Source organism: Allobosea sp. P1_B10 (assembly GCF_056406735.1).
Window position 1 is genome coordinate 64389 of the sequence record NZ_JBFTZP010000011.1, and the last position, 21716, is coordinate 86104.

A 21716-nucleotide genomic window follows, 5' to 3' on the forward strand; every position below is an offset into this window, starting at 1 on the left:
GTGCGTCCCGGGGCCATTCACGCTACAATTCCGCCGCACTAGGCCTGGCGGAGGAGAGTTTCGATGCAAGATATGCTGAGCGAAGCGACCTCGACCGATCCGTCGGCCGACATGTCCCTGCTGCTCGTCGATGACGACAAGCCTTTCCTGACCCGGCTCGCCCGCGCCATGGAAGGGCGCGGCTATGCAGTCCGGACCGCCGAGAGCGTCTCGGCAGGCCTCGCGGCGGTCGAGGAGTCGGCACCGGCCTTCGCCGTGATCGACTTACGCCTCGCGGATGGCAACGGGCTCGACGTGATTGCGCGGCTCAAGGAGCGCCGTCCCGATGCGCGCGGCATCGTGCTGACCGGCTACGGCAACATCGCGACCGCCGTCAGTGCGGTGAAGCTCGGCGCCTTCGATTTCCTCGCCAAGCCGGCCGATGCCGACGAGATTCATTCGGCCTTGGCCGCCGCCCGCGATTCGCGCCCGATGCCGCCCGACAATCCGATGTCGGCCGACCGGGTGCGCTGGGAGCATATCCAGCGGGTCTATGAGCTTTGCAGCCGCAACGTTTCCGAAACCGCGCGTCGGCTCGGCATGCATCGCCGCACGCTCCAGCGCATCCTGGCCAAGCGCGCGCCGCGCTAGGCCTCCTTGGCAGACCGCATTGTCTCCACGCGAACCGGTGTCGGCCTCGCTCGGCAATGCTCCGGGCATCAGACCGGTGGCGGGTTGACCGCCTTGAAGCCGCCCTCGCGCCAATAGGGATAATGCGGATAGGCCGGTGTCACCGCGCTGACCGCATCCAGCCTTGCAACCTGCTCCGTGGTCAGGCTCCAGCCGACAGCGCCGAGATTCTGGCGCAACTGGTCCTCGTTGCGCGCGCCGATGATCACGCTGGAGACCGTCAGACGGCGCAGCAGCCAGTTCAGGGCGATCTGCGGCACGGTCCTGCCGGTGTCGCCGGCTAGCGCATCGAGCACGTCGACAATCGCGTAAAGCCGCTCCTGCGGAACCGGGGGTCCGAAATCGGCGGTCTCGTGCAGGCGGCTGCCCGCAGGCAGGGCCTGGCCGCGCCTGATCTTGCCGGTGAGACGTCCCCAGCCGAGCGGGCTCCAGACCATGGCGCCGACCGACTGGTCGAGACCGAGCGGCATCAGTTCCCACTCATAGTCGCGCCCGACCAGCGAATAATAGACCTGGTGGGCGACATGGCGCGGCCAGCCATGGCGATCGGCCACCGCCAGCGCCTTCATCAGCTGCCAGCCCGAGAAATTCGAGGCCCCGACATAGAGCACCTTCCCGGCACGCACGAGCACATCAAGCGCCGCCATCACCTCCTCGACCGGCGTCGCGGCATCGAAGGCGTGCAGCTGCAGCAGATCGATCCGGTCGGTACGCAGCCGCTTCAGCGCAGCCTCGACGCCCGAAACCAGACGCCGGCGCGAGGTTCCGCCATCCAGCGGCCCGTCCCCCATCGGCAATCCGAGCTTCGTCGAGATCAGCGCCTGGTTGCGACGCGCGCCCAGCGCCTCGCCCAGGATGCTTTCGGACGCGCCGCTCGAATAGACATCGGCCGTATCGAACAGGGTCACGCCGGCATCGAGGCAGATATCGATCAGGCGGCCGGCCTGCGCGACATCTGTGTCGCCCCAGGCGCTGAACAACGGACCCTGCCCGCCGAAGGTGCCGCAGCCGAAGCTGAGCGCGGGTACCTTCAGGCCGGACGCGCCGAGTTGCCGATAATCCATGGTGTTTCCTCCTGTCAGACGGTCAGCGCGCGCGCCGTGGCGCGGCGTTCGAGGGCGAGACTCCAGACGGCGAGGCCGAGCGCGGCCAGCGGCACCAACCCCGCGATGGGCGCGACGCCGGCAAGACCTGGCCCATGCGCGATGACGGCACCGCCCAGCCAGGCGCCAAAGGCATTGCCCAGGTTGAACGCGGCGATGTTGAGGCTCGACGCCAGCCCCTGGCCCGCGCCGCCCGCCTGCTGGAGGACGCGCATCTGCAAGGGCGCAACCGTGGCAAAGGCCGCAAACCCCAGTGCGAAGGCGGCTATCACGGCCCCGATCCGGTCATGGAACGCAAAACCGGCGCCGAGAAGCGCAACAGTCAGCAGGATGAGCGTTCCGATCAGCGCCGGCGACAGGCTGCGATCGGCCCAGCGCCCACCGGCGAGATTGCCGACCACGAGGCCGGCGCCGAAGACCAGCAGGATTGGCGAGACCGCGGCCTCGCTGAAGCCTGCCAGCTCGACGAGGATCGGCTGGATGTAGGTGAAAACCGCGAAGACGCCGCCGAAGCCGAGCACGGTTATCAGCAGGCCAAGCTGCACCTGCGGCCGGGCGAGCACCGCGAATTCCTCCGAGAGCGGCCCGGGCACGACCGGATCGCGCGCCCGCGGGACGAAGATGGCGAGGATCAGGAAGGCGAGGATGCCGATGGCGGTGACGGCCCAGAAGGTCGCGCGCCAGCCATAGGCGAGGCCGAGCCAGGAGCCGAAGGGCACGCCCATCAACGTCGCCAGCGTCAGGCCCGTGAACATCACCGAGATGGCTGAGGCCTTCTTGTCGGGCGCGACGAGGCCGGTCGCGACCACCGCGCCGACGCCGAAGAAGGTGCCATGCGCCAGCGCCGTGACGACGCGCGCCGCCATCAGCCAGCCATAGCTGGGGGCGAGCGCACAGGCGAGGTTGCCGAGGGTGAAGATCGCCATCAGTACCAGCAGTGTCGTCTTGCGCGGCAGGCTTCGCGTCGCGATCGTCAGGATCGGCGCGCCGACAAAGACGCCCAGCGCATAGCCGGTCATCAGCAGGCCGGCGCTCGGAATCGAGACGCCGAGATCGCCCGAGACCTGCAGCAGCAGCCCCATGATGACGAATTCGGTGACGCCGATGCCGAAGGCGCCGACGGTGAGGGCATAAAGGGCAATGGGCATGAGCGTGCCTCGATGTGGCGCAGGGTTGAGTGATCTCGCTCCCATATGGCGAAGAGCCCGCCAGTGAATTAGATTACCTTCGGGACAATGATCTGTGAGGTGAAGTCATCATGCCGCGCCCTGAGATCAACCGCTCCGGCGAGATGGAGGTGTTTGCGCGCGTCGTCGAACTCGGCGGGTTTTCGCAGGCGGCTCGGTCGCTGCGGATGACGCCCTCGGCGGTGAGCAAGCTGATCGCACGGCTCGAGGCGCGGCTTGGCGTGCGCCTGATCATCCGCTCGACCCGCAAGCTGCAGCTCACCGAGGAGGGCGCGACGTTCCACGCCCGCGCGATCCGGGTGCTGAGCGATCTCGACGAGGCCGAGCGCTCGGTCGCGTCCTGCCAGATCCCGCGCGGACGGCTGCGGGTCAACGCCAATGTCGCCGTCGGCTGGCACTACCTCTTGCCACTGGCGCCGCGCTTCATGGCTGCCCATCCAGGCGTGCAGCTCGACATCACCATCACCGATGCCGTGATCGACCTGATGGATGAGCGCGCCGATGTCGCGATCCGGGTCGGGCCTTTGCGGCCGTCCCAGCTGATGGCGCGCAAGCTCGGCGAAAGCGCGATGGTGATCGTCGGCGCGCCCGACTATCTCGCGCGCCGCCCGGCTCCGGCCACGCCGGCCGCGCTCGAGGCGCACGACCTGATTACCTTCAATTTCGCCCGGCATTGCGACGAATGGCCTTTTCGCCTGGACGGCAAGCGCATCTCGCTGCCGGCCCATGGCCGCGTCATGATCGGCGATGGCGAAAGTGCGCGGCGGCTGGCGCTGGCCGGCCAGGGTCTGACGCGGCTGGCGCTGTTCCATGTCGCGCCAGACATCGCCTCGGGCGCGCTGGTGCCGGTGCTGGAGGACTTCAATCCCGGCGATACCGAGGAAATCAATGCCGTCTATGTCGGTCATGGCGGGCGCCTGCCGGCGCGCGTGCGCGCTTTCATCGACTTCCTGGTCGAGGCGGTGGACTTAGGCACCGGGCCTGGGCGCTAGACCTGCGGATCCTCCAGCGTCGCGAGACGCCCGGCCGCCAGCTTCGCGAAGGCGATCGTCAGCGCCTTTCGCCGGGCCGGGCTGAGCGGATGGCGCGGCGCCTCGCGCAGGAGTTCCCCGCCATAGGCGTCGGCGACGATCAGGCCGACATCCTCGGGCAGGGCATCCATGGGAAACTCGGGCGCGACAGCGAACAGAAACCCGTCGCAGAAATCGCGGTAATCGGGCCATTTTCCGTCGACGCGATAATCCTCGATGCCGGACTTGACCTCGACCACCAGCAGCTCGCCCGATGGCGACAGGGCGACGATGTCGCCGCGCCGGCCATTGGCGAAGGTCATCTCCTTGACGATGGCGTAGCCGCGCGCACGCAGATGCCGCCCGGCGCCGCGGCAGACGGCGCGGGTGATGTCGGGTCGCGCCGGGCGCGGGTTGAGGATGGAATCGACCAGGGACATGCCCTCACGTTCTCTCTTTGTCCTCGCCATGGCAAGCCGGCGCGACGCCGCATGCGAAAGCGGCTCCCCCTTTCCCGCCCCATGCTCTAGGGAAACAGCTGATCTCATCATGGGTGCCGCAGCTTGCAGACCGACCTCGCTCCTCTTCTGATCGCGGTGGTGGCCGCCATCGCCGCCGGCCTGCTCTGCGTGCTGTTGCGTCCGCTGCTCGTCCGGTACGCGCTGGCGCGGCCCAATGCGCGCTCGAGCCATCGCGTGCCGACACCGCAGGGCGGCGGCATCGCCGTCCTTGCCGGAGCCTTTCTGGCGCTGGGGCTGGCGCTGCTGGTCTGGGCCGTGCCGTCGGCGGCACGAAACGACCTCGCGCTCGTGGCACTCGCTGCGACCCTGCTCGCCATCGTCGGCGCCTGGGACGATATCCGCCCGCTGCCGGCGAGCGTCCGGCTGGTGCTCCAGGCGCTTTGCGTCGGGCTGGTCGTGATCTTCGCCGCGCCCGATATCCGCCTGTTTCCGGCCTTCCCGCTGACGCTGGAGCGCGGCCTGGCGCTGCTCGCCGGCATCTGGTTCGTCAACCTGACCAACTTCATGGACGGGATCGACTGGATCACCATCGCCGGCATCGTGCCACTGAGCGGCGCCCTGGCGCTGGCCGGCGCGACGGGCGTGGTCGATCCCGCGACCGGCTATCTCGGGGCCGCGCTCTGCGGCGGGCTGATCGGTTTTTCGCCATTCAACAAGCCGACGGCGCGGCTCTTCCTGGGAGATGTCGGCTCGCTGCCGATCGGGCTCGTCACGGCCTACCTGCTCTACAGGCTGGCCGGCACCGGCGCGCTGGCGGCGGCGCTGATCCTGCCGCTCTACCATGTCATGGACTCCACCATCACGCTGCTGCGCCGGCTGGCGCGCGGTGAAAAAGTCTGGGAGGCGCATCGCTCGCATTTCTACCAGCAGGCCACGGTGAACGGGTTTTCGGTCCGCGAGATCGTGGCGCGGATCGCGCTGCTCAATCTCGGCCTGATCGCACTGGCGGCGATCAGCGTGCATTGGCAGGGGTTCTTGATTCAGGTCGCCTGCCTGCTCGTAGCGCTGGTGCTGACGGGTCTGCTGCTGCGCCAGTTTTCGCGGAGGCGCGCGAGCCATGGCTAAGCCGATTGTCGGGGGGCGACATCATCCGTCATTGCGAGGAGCGCCAGCGACGACGCAATCCAGAGGCGGCAGCGCTCTACCTCTCCCTGGATTGCTTTGCTACGCTTGCAATGACGTACACGGGCCAGGGATTCCCGGCCTGCCATGACACGTGCGGGTGTCCATGACCACTAGTCAACGCATTCTCGTCACCGGAGCCAGCGGGTTCATGGGCCCGCAGGTCGCGGCAGCGCTGCAGGCCGCCGGTTACCGCCTGCGGCTGGCTCTGCGCCGTAACGTTGCGGTGCCCGACGGCGTCGAGACCGTCGTCATCGGCGATCTCGCCTTGCCTGTGGACTGGAGCGCGGCACTCGACGGTGTCGACCATGTCGTGCATCTGGCCGGGCTCGCCCATGCCGGGCCCGGACTCGACGAGGCGCTCTACCAGGCGATCAATACGCGGGCGACCCGCTCACTGGCCGAGGCCGCGCAGCGTGCCGGCGTTTCGCGCTTCGTCTACCTGTCCTCGCTGAAGGCTCTGAGCGGCGCCTTCGACGGCCCGCCGCTGCACGACAGCGATACGCCTGCGCCCGACGACCCCTATGGCCGCTCGAAACTGGCGGCCGAACAGGCGCTGGCAACACTCGATCTCGATTGGGTCTCGTTGCGGCCAGTGCTGGTCTATGGACCCGGCGTGAAAGCCAACATGGCAGCGCTTGCGCGTCTCGCCCGCCTGCCCGTGCCTTTGCCGCTGGGTGGACTGACCGCGCCGCGCTCGATGGTCGCGGTCGAGAACCTGGCCGAGGCGATCGTCTTTGCCCTGACGCCGGCCTGCCCGCCCCGGCGGGCCTATCTCGTCGCCGATCCCGAGCCGATCAGCGTCGCCGGCATCATCGCCGCCCTGCGGGCCGGCATGGGTCGCGCGCCGGGGCTGATCCCCGTGCCCGCGTCCTGGCTGGGGCTGGCGGCGCGGCTCGCCGGCAAGCACGATGCCTTCGTCAAGTTGAGCGGCAGCCTCGTAGCGGTGCCCGGCGACCTGCTGGCTGCCGGCTGGCAGCCGCCGCTTACGACAGCTGCGGCACTGGCGCGGCTTGGCTCGCTGGCACGGACTGCGGCGTCTGCGGCGTCCTGAAATCGGGAATCGCCTCGGCCAGGATGGCGTCCGCCGCCGAACGGTCATCGGCCGCGATCGCAGCTTCGAGCTGCACCAGCCATTCTTGCAGGATGGCGCGGCCGGCAAAGATCGGCTTGGCCGCCATCACGCCGTCGAGACCGATCTCGGCCTTGGGCTCGTCATGGGCGAAAAGGATCTCGTTCAGGCGCTCGCCCGGCCGCACACCGGTGACCGCGATCTCGATGTCGATGCCGGGCTCGTAACCAGCCAGCCGGATCATGCGCTCGGCCAGATCCATGATCTTCACCGGCTGCCCCATCTTGAGGATGTAGACGGCGGCGCGCTCGGCCTGCGGCTCGCTGGCACGGGCGTGGGAGGCCGCGGTCAGCACGAGATCGCAGGCCTCGCGGATGGTCATGAAGTAGCGGATCATCTCGGGGTCGGTCACCGTAACCGGTCCGCCGCGCTCGATCTGCGCCTTGAACTTCGGCACGACGGAGCCGACCGAGCCCAGCACATTGCCGAAGCGCACGGCGACGAGGCGCATGCCGCCATCGGTCGCGACCATCTCGGCGTCGCGCGACTGGGCGTACATTTCCGCGAAGCGCTTGGTGGCGCCAAGCATCGAGACCGGCTCGATCGCCTTGTCAGTCGAGATCAGCACGAAGGTGCCGGCCCCCGAGGCAACGGCAGCATCGGTCACGTTGACCGAGCCAAAGACGTTGGTCTTGATGCCCTCGGTCCAGTCCGCCTCGAGATAGGGCACATGCTTCAACGCCGCGGCATGGATCACGATGTCGGGCGCAAACCCTGCGAACAGCGGGGTGATCCGGGCGCGATCGCGCACATCAGCCAGAGCTCCCGACACCAACATGCCGTGCTTGGCCGCGATCAGCTGTTCGGTGATCTGGAACAGCGCCGGCTCGGAGCTCTCGACGATCAGAAGCTCGGCGGCCCCGAAGGCGCCGCAGCGCAAGCAGATTTCGGAGCCGATCGAGCCGCCGCCACCGGTGACGATGACGCGCTTGCCCTTCAGGAAGGCGCCGAGACGCTCGCGGTCGATCGCGACGCTGGGACGCACCAGCAGGTCCTCGATCTCGAGGGGGGCGAGCTCGGTGTCGCGCGTGCCCTCGCCCAGCGTGTCGATCCGCGAGATCGGCAAAGCGAGTTTTCGCGTGCGGGCGAGCCATTTGTCGGGCTCTGCCTCTGGCACCAGCGCGCTTGCCGTCGCGACAATGCGACGGAAGGGCTCGCCGCGGTCGGCCGCTTCCTGGGCGACCTGCTCGATCTCCGAGAGCAACCCGAGCACGGGCACGCCGCGAATAGTCTGTCCGAGATCGTCGCTGCGTGGCGAGAGAATGCCGGCGGGCTGAAGGTTGCGCATGGTGCCCGCTTCCATGGCTCGGATCGCCATCTCGACATCAACGCCGCGGCCCAGCAGCAGGGCGGAAACCGTGGCGCCGCGGGCGGCCATATGCTTCGAGCGCGAATATTTGAAGTAGCGATAGGCCAGCCGCGGGCCGCCGAGCAGGGCGCACTGCACCAGCCAGTAGAGCGCGATCGTGATCTTGCCGAAGAAGAAGCCGCCGTAGAAATTCGGCGCGAACAGGATGTAGTCGGCCACCAGCAGGGTCAGCGCCAGCAGCGTCACCGCCTTGACGATGTTCGACAGGTCCGGCAGCGAGGCGAAGCGCCATTTCGAGCGATAGAGCGAGAAGAACCAGTAGACCACGCCGGCATAGGCGACGAAGACCGGCAACGTGCGCGGGAGATGGCGCAGATGCTCGGCCAGCTGCGCGCCCTCGAAGCGAATCACGAAGACGAGCCAGATCGCCAGCGCCGTGACCACAAGATCATGGGCGATGACGGCGAATTTCTTGAGGTTCTGCTTCGAAAAAAGGGCCATGTCTGGCGGGGTATCCCGCTCCCTCACCGGCTTGTCAACGCAGGCCGCCCTGCGGCGGCTCAGGCGGAGCGCGCGACCGGCTTCAGGCCGTCCAGGATGAAGGTCACCAGCTCCTCGGCGGTGGGACCCGGCATCTGGGCGCATTGCGCCATCAGCAACGGGTGATGGAAGCGGATCACCGAGGTGCGGATGCACTGCGTCGCGGCCTTGGGGTCGAGCTGCCTGAACTCGCCGCTGGCGACGCCTTCGGCGACCACGCCCTGGATCAGCGCATCGAAGCGGGCGATGTGGCCAAGGATTGCATCCCAGCTCTCCTCCATCGCGGCGCAGACCATCTCGTTCATGCGCAGCTGGTCCTTGAACCGTGCCGCATTGATCCGGTTCGTGCTCAGCAGCATCTCGCCCAGACGCTCGGCCGCCGAGCCCGGGCCGCCCGCGATCGCGGCAAGGGCCTCTTCCTGCTCGCCCTTGTAGCGGGCCAGGACAGCCTCGTTGATCGCCTTCTTGGAATCGAAGAAGCGATAGACATTCGCGGGGCTCATGCGCAGCGATTTGGCGATGTCGGAGACAGTCGTCTTCTGGTAGCCGATCTCGCGAAAGAAGCGTTCGGCGGTATCGACGATGTCCTGCCTCGTGTCACGCTCGGGGGTACTCAACGTAGTTTCCCGTTTCGATTGATTGCAGGTTCAGGTGCGAATACCAAACTATGACGAATTTTATCATTCGTCAACTTCATGATTGATAAAGGGTTTCTTTTGACGCCACTCGATCAAAGACCCAACTGGAACTAACCTTGGTCCAGCTTCGGCTGATTCATCGCGCAGCGGCGCCCCGAGCCAGATTCAGGATCGCATCGACATCGAGATGCGTCTCGAGATGGGCCGCGAGCGCATCGAGCGTCGCCTCGATCTCGCTCTCATAGGCGAGCGTAGAGGCCGTGACCTGGCCGATCGCGCCGAGCAGCGCGGCCCGGACCTGATCCGATGTGAAGACCCCATGCAGATAAGTCCCGACGACGCGGCCATCGGCGCTGGCGGCCCCTTCGGCGCGGTCGGCGATCCGGAACGGCGCACGGGCAGTGTCGAGGCCTTCGCTGCGACCGAGATGGATCTCGTAGGCCTTCCCGGCTGTCGCGCTACCGGTATGCGAGAAGGCGACCTCGCGCACCGTCTTGGTCGCGTCAAGCGTAGTCTCGACATCGAGCAGGCCGAGCCCCGGCGCCTCGCCGGGCGGGCCCTCGAGCCCGAGCGGATCGCGCACCACCCGCCCCAGCATCTGATAGCCCCCGCACAGTCCCAGCACATGCCCGCCGCGCCGGCGATGGGCCGCGATATCGATGTCCCAGCCCTCGCGGCGCAGGGCAGCGAGATCGCGCAGGGTGGTTTTCGAGCCCGGCAGGATGACGAGATCGGCATTGCCCGGAAGCGCCTGCCCCGGCGGAATCATCGCGAGATCGATAGACGGTTCGAGCTTCAACGGGTCGAGGTCGTCGAAATTGGCGATGCCGGGCAGGATCGGCACCGCGATCTTCAGCGCTGCGTCTGCCCGGCGCGGGATCGCATGGAGGTCGAGGCCGTCCTCGGCAGGGAGCCGGGCCGCGGCGGCAAACCAGGGCACGATTCCGAGGCCTGTCCAGCCTGTGGCGGCGTGGATGGTCTCCATTCCGGCGGCAAACAGCTTCGCCTCGCCGCGAAAGCGGTTGATCGCAAAGGCGCGGATCATCGCGCGGTCGGCCGCGTCCAGCACCGCATGGGTGCCGACCATGCTGGCGATGACCCCGCCGCGATCGATGTCGCCGACGAGGATTGCCGGCACGTTCGCGGCCCGGGCGAAGCCGAGATTGGCGATATCGCGGGCGCGCAGATTGGTCTCGGCCGGAGAGCCCGCGCCCTCGACGATGACGAGATCCGACGCTGCGCCCAGCCGCGAAAAACTTTCGAGCACCTGCGGCAGAAAATCGCCGCGCCGGGTGAAATCGCCCGAGGAGAGATGCCCGGCGACGCGACCCTGCAGGATGATCTGGCTGCCGGTATCGCTTTCAGGCTTAAGCAAGACCGGGTTCATGTCGACATGCGCGGCGATCCGGGCGGCACGCGCCTGCAAGGCCTGGGCGCGACCGATCTCGCCCCCGCTGGTGGCGGCGGCGTTGTTGGACATGTTCTGGGGTTTGAACGGCGCGACCTTGAGGCCGCGATCGGAAAAGAGCCGGCACAGCCCTGCGACGATCAGGGACTTTCCGACATTCGAGCCGGTGCCAAGGATCATCACGGCGGGGGTGCGGGTCGCGGCCATGGAGCCTGCTTAGGCGGGCGCCGCAATCGCGGCAACCGGAGACCAACTCGCCCATCAGGCTTCGGGCCGCTACGGCTCCTCAGGACAGGGGCACCGAGGCGGCTCGCAGACCGAAATTGTGAGGAGGGTCACCGGTTCACGCCAATTTCCCGCAACGTCAAAGGGGCGAAGCCGCTGCAGGGGCCCGTCGTGAACCGGCAAATGCAGATAAACATTGAACGCTGATGATTGTCAACATTCGTCATATCATATTTTGACGGATCGATTTTGCGGTGGGCCCAGGATGCGCCGAGCGGCCTCGCGTGGTAGATCGACTGCCCTGCTCCCGCTTCCAACCGATGCCGGCCCGATGAACCCGATCTTCTCCGCATTGCAGACCAGCGTTTTCGAGGTGATGTCGCGGCTTGCCCGCGAGACCGGCGCCGTCAATCTGGGCCAGGGCTTTCCCGACGATCCCGGCCCCCTCGATGTCCGCCAGAAGGCCGCCGACGCGGTCGTGAATGGCTGGAACCAATACCCTCCGATGATGGGCCTGCCCGAACTGCGCCAGGCTACCGCAGCGCATTACAAATACTGGCAGGAGCTCGACCTCGATCCCGAGAGCGAGGTGATGGTGACGTCGGGCGCGACCGAGGCGATCGCCGGCGCCTTGATGGCGCTGATCACGCCCGGCGACGAGGTCGTGCTGTTCGAGCCGATGTATGACGCCTATGTGCCGCTCGTGCGCCGGGCCGGCGGCATCCCGAAATTCGTGACGCTGACCCCGCCCGCCTTCGGCCTGACCGAGGAGGCACTGGCGAAGGCATTCTCGCCGAAGACGCGGGTGGTGCTGTTCAACAATCCGCTGAACCCGACGGCGACGATCTTCAGCGAGGCCGATCTCGACCTGCTCGCGTCGTTCTGCATCAAGCACGATGCCGTGGCGATCTGCGACGAGGTCTGGGAGCATGTCGTGTTCGACGGCCGCCGGCACCAGTCGATGCTGTCGCGGCCCGGCATGCGCGAACGCACCGTCAAAATCTCGTCGGCCGGAAAGATCTTCTCGCTGACCGGCTGGAAGGTCGGGCTGGTGATGGCCGCGCCCTCGCTGATGAAGGTGCTGGCCAAGGCGCACCAGTACATCACCTTCACCACGCCGCCGAACCTGCAGGCCGCCGTGGCCTATGGGCTGGGCAAGGACGACAGCTATTTCGAGGGCATGCGCAGCGACTTCCAGCGCTCGCGCGACCGCTTCGCCGACGGGCTGAAGGGGCTCGGCTTCGCTGTGCTACCCAGCGTCGGGACCTATTTCCTCAACGTCGACATTTCCGCGCTGGGCGAGAGCGACGACGTCGATTTCTGCCAGCGCCTCGTGACGCGAAACGGCGTCGCCGCGATCCCCGTCAGCGCCTTCTATGCCGAGGGCGCCGTCAAGACGGTGGTGCGCTTCTGCTTCGCCAAGCACGACGCGACATTGGACGCGGCACTGGAGCGGCTGGCCGACTGGAAGCGCGCGGGCTGAGGACCGCGTTCTGGCCGCCTGATCCACAAACGCCGTGGCCACGGGCGACCGACGGGAGATCCGGGGATCATGGCGGGTTAGGCCGGTATGGGCCGTGCTTCAGCGCTTCCGCAGCGTCTCGGCGAGCGCGCCGGCCTCGAGCAGCTTTTTCTGGAGTTCGGCTGCATTGGCGGAGAAGCCGGCACTGCGCATGGCCTCGACCGCCGTCATGATCTGCGCGAGCGCCTGCTGCGCAAGGCCGAGATCCTTCTGGCGCTGAGCCAGCTTCATGGTGGTCAGGCCCTGGTTGGCCGAGCTTGCCGCCCATAGCAGAGGCGCGGTGTCGCGCTGCCGCTCCTCCAGCGCCCGACCGAAGGCAGCCACCGCCTCCTCGAGTACGACCGGCTCACTGTAGCGCTCGCCCATGGCGGCGAGGACCTGGCCCATGCGGTCCTGGATATCCGACCAGCTTTCGCCGTCGCTTTCGCGCGTCCAGATTTCGAGCGCCGACTGAAAACCGTTGAAGGCGGCCTCGAGCGTGGCCATGCCTGCGGTGCGGCGGCCCAGCGCCGCCTGCGCGCGACCGAGATCGTAATGGAGCCTCGCCCAGCCCTGTGGATCCCGAGCCCGATCGGAGGCGCTGATTGCGGCCTGCAGGGCCTCGACCGCCTCCTCGACCAGGCCGATATCAGCGCCGGGCCTCTCGCCGAGTTCAAGCGCGGCAACGCCGAGCCCACGCTGCAGCCTCGCCCACAGCGCGGCGTCGTGCGTCTTGCGCAGGTCCTCGAGGGCAGTCCGGCAGCAGGAGGCGGCCTCCTCGAGACGGGCGACCTGGCCGTCGAGCCGGTACAGGCCCGACAAGGCCGAAGCGAGCCGCTTTTGCGTCGCAGCCCAGCGCATGGTGTCGTCGAAATTGTCGAGCCCGCTCAGCAGAGCGCGCAACTGCGCGATCGCGGCCTCGTAACCCGTGGCGTCCGCGAGGTCCTCGCCGAGGCGTGACAGGGCCTGCGCCTGGCCCAGTGCGAGCGCGTGGCTGCGCTCGGCGTCGGCGAGGCCGATGATGGCGGCCGCTTCGCCGAAGCGCTTGGCAGCCTCGCGATAGGAGGGAGCGGTCAGGTCGAGCAGGCTCGTGGCGGCGCGATCGGCCCGGGCCTCGCCAGCCAGAAGACGGCGCTGTGCCGTCATCGCGCCGAGATCGGAGACCCCGCCGAGCATCTGCAGTTCGGCCTGGGCCAGAGCCTTGTCGATGTCGGCAAACTGCCCGGCCTCGAGGGCCTGGGCTGCCGTCGCGCGCCAGCGCGCCACGGCCTGGTCGGCAACCGGCTGCGAGAGCCGCGCCCGGAGCGCGATAAAATCATCAGCCTTGCGGCCAAACAGGCGTTCGAGGGTTTCAGGGGCCGGTTGAGCCGGCCCCTTCAGGATGGTGGCGACCATGGCGAGCATCGCGACAGGCGGAACGCCGCGCAATTTCGCCACGCGCGCCAGGATAGCCGCGAGCTTGTCGGGATTGGTCAAGGCGGCCTCCCGGTGCGACCCGAAGGGTCGATTACTTGGCGGCGATGACCGCGATCTCGACCGTGAACTGCGGCGCGGCCAGCTTGGCCTCGACGGTGGCGCGGCCCGGGGTTGCGCCGGCGACGATCCACTTGTCCCAGACGCCGTTCATCTCGGCGAAGGTCGACATGTCGGAGAGCCAGATGTTGACCATCAGCAGCTTGGTCTTGTCGGTGCCGGCCTCGGCCAGCAGGCCGTCGATGATGCCGAGAATGTCGGCGGTCTGATCGGCGACGCTCTTGCCGGCTGCCTTATCGGCAACCTGACCAGCGAGATAGACGGTATCGCCGTGAACGACGGCCTTGGACATGCGGGGGCCGACGCCGATACGCTGGATGCTCATGCTCTTGTCTCCTGAAGAAGGGCGCCTGCTGGTAGCCCGAGCGCGGCGCTTTCGCAAACGTTATGGCAGTCGCATTCAGCCAAGCGCGGTCCAACCCGCCCACAGCGCTCCATAGCGTGCGGCCTTGCCGATGAATACGAGCAGAACGAAGCGCCCGAGCGGATAATTCAGCGTGCCGGCGACGAAGGTCAGGGGGTCGCCCACGATCGGCAGCCAGGCGAGGAGCAGGGAGGGCCAGCCATAGCGGGCGAACAGGCGCTGCGCCTTCTCCAGCCCAGCCGGATCGGGCCGCAGGCGCTGCGGGAGGCGCTCGATGCCGCCGCGCGCGATGACGCTCCCGAGCCACCAGTTGAGAACAGAGCCTACGGTATTGGCCAAACACGCGACGAGGAAGAGCGCCAGCGGATCGACAGTGCGCGCCGCCAGCAGCCCGACGAAAACCGCCTCTGACTGCGCCGGAAGCAGGGTGGCCGCGACGAAGGCGGCGGCCGCCATGCCGGCAAGCGAAGCGAGCGCCTCCATAGCTTCAGCCGCCGACCGGGAAAGGGGGCGTCATTGCGAGCGCAGCGAAGCAATCCAGTCGGCTTCGAAACCGACGGCCTGGATTGCTTCGCTGCGCTCGCAATGACGAGAAAGTTGCGGCCCGTGAGGCATCACAGCCGCCGCAGCGCGACCTGCTGGATGCGATGGCTGGCGCCCTTGGTCAGGATCAGGCTGGCGCGTTGGCGGGTGGGCAGGATGTTGTCCTGGAGATTGGGCAGGTTGATCCCGGTCCAGAGGTTCTCGGCGATGGAGAGTGCCTCCTCCTCGCCGATCTCCGCATACTTCCGGAAAAACGAGCGCGGATCGCGGAAGGCGGTCTGGCGCAGGGTCATGAAGCGGTTGACGTACCAGCGGTGCAGATCGTTCTGGTCGGCATCGAGATAGACCGAGAAGTCGAAATAATCCGAGACGAAGGGTATGACCGTGCCGTCCTTGGGCATCCGGCTCGGCTGCAGGACGTTGAGGCCCTCAAGGATCAGGATGTCGGGGCGCTCGACGGTCACCTGCTCATCGGGCACGACGTCATAGACGAGATGCGAATAGACCGGCGCGGAAACGGCCTTCTTGCCGGCCTTCACATCCGAGAGGAAGCGCAGGATCGCCGCCCCGTCATAGCTCTCGGGAAAACCCTTGCGCTGCATCAAGCCGCGCCGCTCGAGCTCGGCGTTGGGCAGGAGGAAGCCGTCGGTGGTGACGAGCTCGACTTTTGGCGTGTTGGGCCAGCGCGACAGCAGCGCCTTGAGCACGCGCGCCGTGGTCGACTTGCCGACAGCGACCGAGCCTGCGACCCCGATGATGTAGGGGACCTTGACCTCGGCCTCGGCCAGCAGGAAGCGTTGGGTCGCCTTGAACAGCCCTTGCGTCGCGGCGACGTAGAGCGAAAGCAGGCGCGAGAGCGGCAGATAGATCGCCACGATCTCGTCGAGCGAGATCGGATCATTGATCGATTGCAGCTTGGTGAGGTCGTCGACCGACAGGGTCAGCGGCGTGTCGGCACGCAGATGCGCCCACTCGTCACGCGAAAAGCTGCGATAGGGCGAGCCCAGATCGGGATCGGCAGGGGCGGGGATCGGACGCTGGTCCATGAGGCCACCCGCATTCCAGGCTTCGAGGTTCAACGCGCCACAATCCTCGACTTCACGGGGTCCTCGACGCCTTCTCGGTCAATCCGGAACGCGCGGTGCGGGCCTCAAGCTGGCTCAACACGTCTTGCAATGCAACATCGCGCGATTTCAGCACAACCAGCAGATGATAAAGCAGATCGGCGCTTTCGGCGATCAGCTCGTCCCGGTCGCCCGTCACAGCCGCGATGACGGCCTCCACGGCCTCCTCGCCGAGCTTTTTCGCAGCGCGCTCGGGCCCGGCCGCGATCAGCTTGGCCGTCCAGGATTCATCGGGCGAGGCTTTTGCACGCTCGGCGACAATGGCTTCGAGATCGGTCAGTGTGAAGGCCATGGGGGGTTCCGTGGAGTTATCTCGCGAGAGGCTGACCGTCATCGCCTCAATCCAATCGCATCGGGATGCCGGCCGCCGCCATATGGGCCTTGGCCTGCGGAATGGTGTAGGTGCCGAAATGGAAGATCGAGGCGGCGAGCACGGCGCTGGCGCGCCCCTCCGTGACGCCCTCGACGAGATGGTCGAGCGTGCCGACCCCGCCCGAGGCAATCACCGGCACCGCGACCGCGTCGGAGACGCGGCGGGTCAGGTCGAGGTCGAAGCCGATCTTGGCGCCGTCGCGGTCCATCGAGGTCAGCAGGATCTCGCCCGCCCCGAGGCTGACGACCTCGCGGGCATAGTCGACAGCATCGAGCCCGGTCGGGTTGCGCCCGCCATGGGTGAAGACTTCCCAGCGGCCGGGCGAGACCTGCTTGGCGTCGATCGCCACCACGATGCACTGCGCCCCGAATTTTTCGGCGGCCTCGCGGACGAATTCGCGGCGATGCACGGCTGCCGTCATGATCGAGGCCTTGTCGGCGCCGGCGAGCAGGAGGTTGCGGATGTCGTCGACATTGCGCACGCCACCGCCGACCGTCAGCGGCATGAAGCAGGCTTCCGCCGTGCGGGTCACGACATCGAACAGGATGCCGCGGTCCTCGCTGCTGGCGGTGATGTCGAGGAAGCAGAGCTCGTCGGCACCGGCTGCGTCATAGGCCTTGGCGATCTCGACGGGATCGCCGGCATCGACGAGGTCGACGAAATTGACGCCCTTGACAACACGGCCGTCCTTCACGTCGAGGCAGGGAATGATGCGTGTCTTCAGGGTCATGTCACAGTCCCTTCGTGGCCTCGGCGATGCGCGCCAGCGCCGTGGCGGGATCGATACGGCCATCATAGAGGGCGCGACCGGTGATCGCGCCTTCGAGGATGGCGGCATCGGGTGCGCAGAGCCGCTCGATATCGGCCATCGAGGCCAGCCCGCCCGAGGCAATCACGGGGATGGTCAGCGCGTTCGCCAGCGCGATCGTGCCCTCCCAGTTGATGCCCTGGAGCATGCCGTCGCGGGCGATGTCGGTGTAGACGATCGCCGACACGCCGGCATCCTCGAAGCGGCGCCCGAGATCGTCGGCGGCGAGCGCAGAGGTTTCGGCCCAGCCCTCGACCGCGACAAAGCCGTCACGCGCATCGATGCCGACCGCCACTTTGCCCGGAAACGCCTTTGCCGCCTCGCGCACGAAGCCGGGATCGCGCACGGCCGCCGTACCGATGATGACGCGGCTGATACCCTTCGAGAGCCAGCCCTCGACGGTCGCCATGTCACGGATGCCGCCGCCGAGCTGCACGGGGAAGCTCACGCGCTTCAGGATGGCCTCGACCGCCGCCGCATTCATCGGCTTGCCGGCAAAGGCGCCGTCGAGATCGACGACGTGCAGCCAGTGGAAGCCCTGGGCCTCGAAGGCCGCGCCCTGCGCTGCGGGATCGTCATTGAAGATCGTCGCCCGGTCCATGTCGCCCTGCTTCAGGCGCACGCACTGGCCGTTCTTGAGATCGATTGCAGGAAACAGGATCACGGCGTCCAACCCAGGAAATTTGCGATCAGCTTCAGGCCGAGTTTTTGGCTCTTCTCGGGGTGGAACTGCGTGCCGGCGATGTTGCCATGCGCGACCATCGCGGTGACGGGGCCGCCATGGTCGGTCAGCGCGAGCACGTCCTGCGCACGCTCGGCGACCAGCGCATAGGAATGCACGAAATAGGCGTGCAGACCCTGCGGACCCGTTTCGATGCCGTCTAGCAGCGGGTGTTCGTCCTGCTTGTGCAGCACGTTCCAGCCCATATGCGGGATTTTCAGGCTCTGGTCGTCGGGGACGATCAATGTGACGTCGCCGGGGATCCATCCGAGCCCCTGCGTCACGGTGTATTCGAGCCCGCGCGAGGCCAACAACTGCATGCCGACGCAGATGCCCAGAAAGGGCCGCTGCTTCTGGTGCACGACCTCTTCCAGGGTCTCGACCATGCCCGGCACGGCATCGAGCCCGCGACGGCAATCGGCGAAGGCGCCGACGCCGGGCAGCACGATGCGGTCGGCATTGCGCACGACTGCGGTGTCGCTGGTGACGCGGATCGTCGAGGCGATGCCGCTCTCGGCGGCGGCACGCTCGAAGGCCTTTGCGGCGGAGTGCAGGTTGCCGGAGCCGTAATCGATGATGGCGACGGTCTGGCTCATCGTCCCAGGGCCTCCGGAAAGAGACCGATGATCGGCGCCGGGGCGTTGGTCAGCGGTCGCATGGGGGGCAACGCTTCGCGGCGCGGCGGCGCTGCCTCATTGGCCAATGCGCGTTCGAAATAGCGCCGCTCGGCCTCGGGCAGGTCACGGGCCTCGACGACATCGGCCATCCGCCAGCCCTGCCGGGCAAGCTTTCGCACGACGAGATTGTGGCCTTCCAGACCCAGGAACAGACTTATCGTCCAATGCGCCAGCAGCAGTGCGCTGCCCGTCATGGCAAAGTTGCGCTGCGCATAAAGCAGCGCGGCCCAGAGCAGCGCGAAGATCAAGGTCGCGAGCCAGAGCCGCTTGCCGAGCAGCCAGAGGCCGCTGAAGACGAAGGCGGCCCAGTTGAAGCGCTCGGGCAGGAGTCTCGCCCGCTCGATCTCCTCGCGCTGGCCGCCCGAACCCGGCGGCGGGATCATCACCGTGTAGAACGCCATCAGAGCGCGCCCTTGGTGGATGGCACGCGGCCCCCCTCGCGCGGATCGACCTCGAGCGCGATGCGCAGCGCGCGCGCCAACCCCTTGAAGCAGCTCTCGGCGATATGGTGGGCATTGTCGCCGTAGAGTGTCTCGACGTGCAGCGTGATGCCGGCATTCATCGCAAAGGCCTGGAAGAACTCGCGCACGAGCTCGGTGTCGAAGGTGCCGATCTTCTGCGCCTTGAACTCGGTGCGGAAGACCAGGAAAGGCCGGCCGGAGACATCGACGGCGACGCGCGTCAGCGTCTCGTCCATCGGCAGATGCACGTCGGCGTAGCGGCGGATGCCCTTCTTGTCGCCGAGCGCCTGCTTGAGAGCCTCGCCCAGCGCGATACCGGCATCCTCGACCGAATGGTGGTCGTCGATATGGGTGTCGCCCTTCACCGTGACGGTGAGGTCGATCAGCGCGTGGCGCGCCAGCAGGTCGAGCATATGGTCGAAGAAGCCGACGCCGCTGGCGATATCCGCCTTGCCGGTACCGTCGAGATTCACCGAGACCGCGATGTCGGTCTCGTTGGTGCGGCGCTTCACTTCGCCCGAACGCATGGAAAACCCTTCCGAAGCCAGATTTGCGCGTGCTTTAGCAGCGCGTTGACACTCACGCCACCCGCGCGATTGTGCGACGCCAGAAAAGACTTACATCTGGCGCCACAGCAGACGAAGCGGAAGACGAGACTATGGACAACGCCAGCAACGCCCCCCTGATGCACGCCACCACCATCCTGATGGTGCGCAAGGGCGGAAAGGTCGTGATCGGCGGCGACGGCCAGGTCTCGCTCGGTCCCACCATCATGAAGGGCAACGCCAAGAAGGTGCGCCGCCTCGCCAAGGGCGCGGTGATCGCGGGCTTCGCCGGCGCTACCGCCGACGCTTTCACGCTGTTCGAGCGGCTCGAGACCAAGCTCGAGCAATATCCGACGCAATTGCTGCGCGCCTGCGTCGAGCTCGCCAAGGACTGGCGCACCGATCGCTATCTGCGCCGGCTCGAAGCCATGCTGCTGGTCGCCGACAAGGAGGTCTCGCTGCTGATCTCCGGCACCGGCGACGTGCTGGAGCCGGAAGCGAGCGAGCATGGCGCCGTGATGGCGATCGGCTCGGGCGGAAATTATGCGCTGTCGGCGGCGCGCGCGCTGATCGATATCGAAAGCGATCCCGAGGCGATCGTGCGCAAGGCGATGAAGATCGCCGGCGACATCTGCGTCTACACCAACCACAGTCTCGTCATCGAGGCGCTGGAGGCGTGAGCGCCGGCGCCGGACGCGAGCGGGCTGCCTTCAGCGCCTTGAGACCCTCAATTTGCCTATCTCGACACGGATAATCGTCAGACATGACCAGTTTCTCGCCTCGCGAAATCGTCTCGGAACTCGATCGCTTTATCGTCGGCCAGCACGACGCCAAGCGCGCGGTGGCCATCGCGCTGCGCAATCGCTGGCGCCGGCAGCAGCTCGAAGGGCCGCTGCGCGAGGAGGTTTCGCCCAAAAACATCCTGATGATCGGGCCCACCGGCTGCGGCAAGACAGAGATTGCGCGCCGCCTCGCCAAGCTGGCCAACGCGCCCTTCCTCAAGGTCGAGGCGACCAAGTTCACCGAGGTCGGCTATGTCGGCCGTGATGTCGAATCGATCGTGCGCGATCTCGTCGAGATCGCCATCGGGCTGGTGCGCGAGAGCCGGCGCAAGGATGTGCAGGCCAAGGCGCATCTGGCCGCCGAGGAGCGCGTGCTCGACGCGCTGGTCGGCCCGGCATCGAGCCCCGCAACCCGCGATTCCTTCCGCCGCAAGCTGCGCGCCAATGAGCTCGACGACAAGGAGATCGAGGTCGAGATCGCCTCGCAAGGGTCCGGCGCGCCGATGTTCGAGGTTCCCGGCATGCCCGGTGCCTCGATCGGCGCTATCAATCTCGGCGACATGTTCGGCAAGGCCTTTGGTCAGAAGGGCAAGCCGCGCCGCGTGCTGGTCAAGGACGCCTATGGCCCGTTGCTGACAGAGGAGAGCGACAAGCTGATCGACCAGGACGCGATCATCCAGGCCGCCATCCGCGAGGTCGAGGAGAACGGCATCGTCTTCCTCGACGAGATCGACAAGATCTGCGGGCGCGAGGGCAAGAGCGGCGCCGATGTCTCGCGCGAAGGCGTGCAGCGCGACCTGCTGCCGCTGATCGAGGGCACCACCGTCGCGACCAAGCATGGCGCGGTGAAGAGCGACCACATCCTGTTCATCGCCTCGGGCGCATTTCACGTCTCGCGGCCGTCCGACCTGCTGCCGGAACTGCAGGGCCGTCTGCCGATCCGCGTCGAATTGCAGCCGCTCGATGTCGAGGATTTCAAGCGCATCCTGACCGAGACGGAGGCGAGCCTGATTAAGCAGTCGGTGGCGCTGATGGCGACAGAAGAGGTCACGGTCGACTTCACGCCCGACGCGATCGACGCCATCGCCCGCATCGCCGTCGACGTGAACTCCACCGTCGAGAATATCGGCGCGCGCCGGCTGCAGACCGTGATCGAGCGCATCCTGGACGAGATCTCGTTCACCGCGCCCGACCGCTCGGGCGATACGGTCACGATCGACGCGGCCTATGTCGAAGCGCGCATCGGAGACCTCGCCAAGAATGCCGATCTGAGCCGATTCATTCTGTGAACCGGCCCGTCATCGCGAGCGGAGCGAAGCAATCCAGAAGCGGCAGAGCGCTACGCACGGCTGGATTGCTTCGCTTCGCTCGCAATGACGATGTGGCTCGCTCATCGCATATGCACCGCAGGCCGGGGGGC

Annotated in this window: 23 protein-coding genes; 7 read left to right on the forward strand and 16 right to left on the reverse strand. The window is 67.1% G+C overall.

Features of this window, described 5'->3' with window-relative positions:
- The first annotated feature begins 63 nt into the window (after positions 1-63).
- A complete protein-coding gene (locus tag AC1D2L_RS20440) occupies positions 64-630 on the forward strand; it encodes an ActR/PrrA/RegA family redox response regulator transcription factor (RefSeq protein ID WP_476847737.1) in 567 nt (188 codons plus the stop codon).
- Positions 631-698: 68 nt separating this feature from the next.
- On the opposite strand, the gene AC1D2L_RS20445 is transcribed toward AC1D2L_RS20440, so the two are convergent.
- Positions 699-1733, reverse strand: a complete 1035-nt coding sequence (locus tag AC1D2L_RS20445) for an aldo/keto reductase (RefSeq protein WP_476847738.1) — start codon at positions 1731-1733, stop codon at positions 699-701.
- Positions 1734-1747: 14 nt separating this feature from the next.
- Positions 1748-2920, reverse strand: coding sequence for an MFS transporter (locus tag AC1D2L_RS20450; RefSeq protein ID WP_476847739.1), 1173 nt, complete (start codon positions 2918-2920; stop codon positions 1748-1750).
- A 110-nt stretch (positions 2921-3030) separates the two neighbouring features.
- Here AC1D2L_RS20450 and AC1D2L_RS20455 point away from each other — a divergent pair, with 110 nt between their 5' ends.
- Positions 3031-3951 (forward strand): LysR family transcriptional regulator, encoded by a 921-nt coding sequence (locus AC1D2L_RS20455; protein WP_476847740.1) that lies wholly within the window; start codon positions 3031-3033, stop codon positions 3949-3951.
- Here the strand turns inward: AC1D2L_RS20455 and mmcB are convergent.
- Positions 3948-4409, reverse strand: coding sequence for a DNA repair putative endonuclease MmcB (mmcB, locus tag AC1D2L_RS20460; protein WP_476847741.1), 462 nt, complete (start codon positions 4407-4409; stop codon positions 3948-3950). The genes AC1D2L_RS20455 and mmcB overlap by 4 nt on opposite strands.
- A 123-nt stretch (positions 4410-4532) precedes the next feature.
- Here mmcB and AC1D2L_RS20465 point away from each other — a divergent pair, with 123 nt between their 5' ends.
- Both AC1D2L_RS20465 and AC1D2L_RS20470 read left to right on the forward strand, forming a co-directional pair.
- Positions 4533-5555 carry an MraY family glycosyltransferase gene (locus AC1D2L_RS20465; RefSeq protein ID WP_476847742.1) on the forward strand — a complete coding sequence of 341 codons (1023 nt, stop codon included), beginning with the start codon at positions 4533-4535 and terminating at the stop codon, positions 5553-5555.
- Positions 5556-5718: 163 nt separating this feature from the next.
- Entirely contained in the window at positions 5719-6666 is a 948-nt protein-coding gene (locus AC1D2L_RS20470) for an NAD-dependent epimerase/dehydratase family protein (RefSeq protein WP_476847743.1), read from the forward strand.
- Here the strand turns inward: AC1D2L_RS20470 and AC1D2L_RS20475 are convergent.
- From AC1D2L_RS20475 to AC1D2L_RS20485, 3 genes are all read right to left on the reverse strand, one after another.
- A complete protein-coding gene (locus AC1D2L_RS20475) occupies positions 6599-8554 on the reverse strand; it encodes an SDR family NAD(P)-dependent oxidoreductase (protein WP_476847744.1) in 1956 nt (651 codons plus the stop codon). The two genes, AC1D2L_RS20470 and AC1D2L_RS20475, sit on opposite strands and share 68 nt — an antisense overlap.
- A gap of 59 nt (positions 8555-8613) precedes the next feature.
- Positions 8614-9210, reverse strand: a complete 597-nt coding sequence (locus AC1D2L_RS20480; protein WP_476847745.1) for a TetR/AcrR family transcriptional regulator — start codon at positions 9208-9210, stop codon at positions 8614-8616.
- 157 nt (positions 9211-9367) lie between these two features.
- Entirely contained in the window at positions 9368-10846 is a 1479-nt protein-coding gene (locus tag AC1D2L_RS20485) for a cobyric acid synthase (protein ID WP_476847746.1), read from the reverse strand.
- A 349-nt stretch (positions 10847-11195) separates the two neighbouring features.
- Here AC1D2L_RS20485 and AC1D2L_RS20490 point away from each other — a divergent pair, with 349 nt between their 5' ends.
- A complete protein-coding gene (locus AC1D2L_RS20490; RefSeq protein ID WP_476847747.1) occupies positions 11196-12347 on the forward strand; it encodes an aminotransferase in 1152 nt (383 codons plus the stop codon).
- Between the two features lie 99 nt (positions 12348-12446).
- Here AC1D2L_RS20490 and AC1D2L_RS20495 read toward each other — a convergent pair whose 3' ends face one another.
- The 10 genes from AC1D2L_RS20495 to hisB form a co-directional block, all read right to left on the reverse strand.
- Positions 12447-13841: a hypothetical protein gene (locus AC1D2L_RS20495; protein ID WP_476847748.1), complete on the reverse strand. Its 1395-nt coding sequence runs from the start codon at positions 13839-13841 to the stop codon at positions 12447-12449.
- Between the two features lie 31 nt (positions 13842-13872).
- Positions 13873-14223, reverse strand: a complete 351-nt coding sequence (locus AC1D2L_RS20500; protein ID WP_476847749.1) for a RidA family protein — start codon at positions 14221-14223, stop codon at positions 13873-13875.
- Positions 14224-14298: 75 nt separating this feature from the next.
- Positions 14299-14745 carry a YqaA family protein gene (locus AC1D2L_RS20505; protein WP_476847750.1) on the reverse strand — a complete coding sequence of 149 codons (447 nt, stop codon included), beginning with the start codon at positions 14743-14745 and terminating at the stop codon, positions 14299-14301.
- Positions 14746-14876: 131 nt separating this feature from the next.
- Positions 14877-15851, reverse strand: a complete 975-nt coding sequence (coaA, locus tag AC1D2L_RS20510) for a type I pantothenate kinase (RefSeq protein ID WP_476847781.1) — start codon at positions 15849-15851, stop codon at positions 14877-14879.
- A gap of 52 nt (positions 15852-15903) precedes the next feature.
- Positions 15904-16221, reverse strand: coding sequence for a phosphoribosyl-ATP diphosphatase (locus AC1D2L_RS20515; RefSeq protein ID WP_476847782.1), 318 nt, complete (start codon positions 16219-16221; stop codon positions 15904-15906).
- Positions 16222-16267: 46 nt separating this feature from the next.
- Positions 16268-17032 carry an imidazole glycerol phosphate synthase subunit HisF gene (gene hisF, locus AC1D2L_RS20520; RefSeq protein ID WP_476847751.1) on the reverse strand — a complete coding sequence of 255 codons (765 nt, stop codon included), beginning with the start codon at positions 17030-17032 and terminating at the stop codon, positions 16268-16270.
- Between the two features lies 1 nt (position 17033).
- Complete coding sequence (gene hisA / locus AC1D2L_RS20525; RefSeq protein WP_476847752.1) at positions 17034-17783, reverse strand: 1-(5-phosphoribosyl)-5-[(5-phosphoribosylamino)methylideneamino]imidazole-4-carboxamide isomerase; 750 nt, start codon at positions 17781-17783, stop codon at positions 17034-17036.
- Complete coding sequence (gene hisH / locus AC1D2L_RS20530) at positions 17771-18427, reverse strand: imidazole glycerol phosphate synthase subunit HisH (protein ID WP_476847753.1); 657 nt, start codon at positions 18425-18427, stop codon at positions 17771-17773. Before hisH ends, hisA begins: the two co-directional genes overlap by 13 nt.
- A complete protein-coding gene (locus AC1D2L_RS20535; protein WP_476847754.1) occupies positions 18424-18909 on the reverse strand; it encodes a DUF2628 domain-containing protein in 486 nt (161 codons plus the stop codon). Before AC1D2L_RS20535 ends, hisH begins: the two co-directional genes overlap by 4 nt.
- Complete coding sequence (gene hisB / locus AC1D2L_RS20540; RefSeq protein ID WP_476847755.1) at positions 18909-19496, reverse strand: imidazoleglycerol-phosphate dehydratase HisB; 588 nt, start codon at positions 19494-19496, stop codon at positions 18909-18911. The genes AC1D2L_RS20535 and hisB overlap by 1 nt, the downstream gene beginning before the upstream one ends.
- Before the next feature lie 131 nt (positions 19497-19627).
- On the opposite strand from hisB, the gene hslV reads away from it, so the two are divergent.
- Together hslV and hslU are read left to right on the forward strand one after the other, a co-directional pair.
- The gene (hslV, locus tag AC1D2L_RS20545) at positions 19628-20194 is read left to right on the forward strand and encodes an ATP-dependent protease subunit HslV (RefSeq protein ID WP_476847756.1); all 567 of its coding nucleotides are present in this window, start codon (positions 19628-19630) and stop codon (positions 20192-20194) included.
- An 83-nt stretch (positions 20195-20277) separates the two neighbouring features.
- On the forward strand, positions 20278-21585 hold the full coding sequence (gene hslU, locus AC1D2L_RS20550) for an ATP-dependent protease ATPase subunit HslU (protein ID WP_476847757.1): 1308 nt from the start codon (positions 20278-20280) through the stop codon (positions 21583-21585).
- The last annotated feature ends 131 nt before the right edge of the window (positions 21586-21716 follow it).

What these genes read in the sequence shown, in the direction of transcription:
- AC1D2L_RS20440 (WP_476847737.1), top strand. Translation starts at nt 64, where the DNA reads ATGCAAGATATGCTGAGCGAAGCGACCTCGACCGATCCGTCGGCCGAC.
- AC1D2L_RS20445 (WP_476847738.1), bottom strand. Translation starts at nt 1,733, where the DNA reads ATGGATTATCGGCAACTCGGCGCGTCCGGCCTGAAGGTACCCGCGCTC.
- AC1D2L_RS20450 (WP_476847739.1), bottom strand. Translation starts at nt 2,920, where the DNA reads ATGCCCATTGCCCTTTATGCCCTCACCGTCGGCGCCTTCGGCATCGGC.
- AC1D2L_RS20455 (WP_476847740.1), top strand. Translation starts at nt 3,031, where the DNA reads ATGCCGCGCCCTGAGATCAACCGCTCCGGCGAGATGGAGGTGTTTGCG.
- mmcB (WP_476847741.1), bottom strand. Translation starts at nt 4,409, where the DNA reads ATGTCCCTGGTCGATTCCATCCTCAACCCGCGCCCGGCGCGACCCGAC.
- AC1D2L_RS20470 (WP_476847743.1), top strand. Translation starts at nt 5,719, where the DNA reads ATGACCACTAGTCAACGCATTCTCGTCACCGGAGCCAGCGGGTTCATG.
- AC1D2L_RS20475 (WP_476847744.1), bottom strand. Translation starts at nt 8,554, where the DNA reads ATGGCCCTTTTTTCGAAGCAGAACCTCAAGAAATTCGCCGTCATCGCC.
- AC1D2L_RS20485 (WP_476847746.1), bottom strand. Translation starts at nt 10,846, where the DNA reads ATGGCCGCGACCCGCACCCCCGCCGTGATGATCCTTGGCACCGGCTCG.
- AC1D2L_RS20490 (WP_476847747.1), top strand. Translation starts at nt 11,196, where the DNA reads ATGAACCCGATCTTCTCCGCATTGCAGACCAGCGTTTTCGAGGTGATG.
- AC1D2L_RS20500 (WP_476847749.1), bottom strand. Translation starts at nt 14,223, where the DNA reads ATGAGCATCCAGCGTATCGGCGTCGGCCCCCGCATGTCCAAGGCCGTC.
- AC1D2L_RS20505 (WP_476847750.1), bottom strand. Translation starts at nt 14,745, where the DNA reads ATGGAGGCGCTCGCTTCGCTTGCCGGCATGGCGGCCGCCGCCTTCGTC.
- coaA (WP_476847781.1), bottom strand. Translation starts at nt 15,851, where the DNA reads ATGGACCAGCGTCCGATCCCCGCCCCTGCCGATCCCGATCTGGGCTCG.
- AC1D2L_RS20515 (WP_476847782.1), bottom strand. Translation starts at nt 16,221, where the DNA reads ATGGCCTTCACACTGACCGATCTCGAAGCCATTGTCGCCGAGCGTGCA.
- hisF (WP_476847751.1), bottom strand. Translation starts at nt 17,032, where the DNA reads ATGACCCTGAAGACACGCATCATTCCCTGCCTCGACGTGAAGGACGGC.
- hisH (WP_476847753.1), bottom strand. Translation starts at nt 18,427, where the DNA reads ATGAGCCAGACCGTCGCCATCATCGATTACGGCTCCGGCAACCTGCAC.
- AC1D2L_RS20535 (WP_476847754.1), bottom strand. Translation starts at nt 18,909, where the DNA reads ATGGCGTTCTACACGGTGATGATCCCGCCGCCGGGTTCGGGCGGCCAG.
- hisB (WP_476847755.1), bottom strand. Translation starts at nt 19,496, where the DNA reads ATGCGTTCGGGCGAAGTGAAGCGCCGCACCAACGAGACCGACATCGCG.
- hslV (WP_476847756.1), top strand. Translation starts at nt 19,628, where the DNA reads ATGGACAACGCCAGCAACGCCCCCCTGATGCACGCCACCACCATCCTG.
- hslU (WP_476847757.1), top strand. Translation starts at nt 20,278, where the DNA reads ATGACCAGTTTCTCGCCTCGCGAAATCGTCTCGGAACTCGATCGCTTT.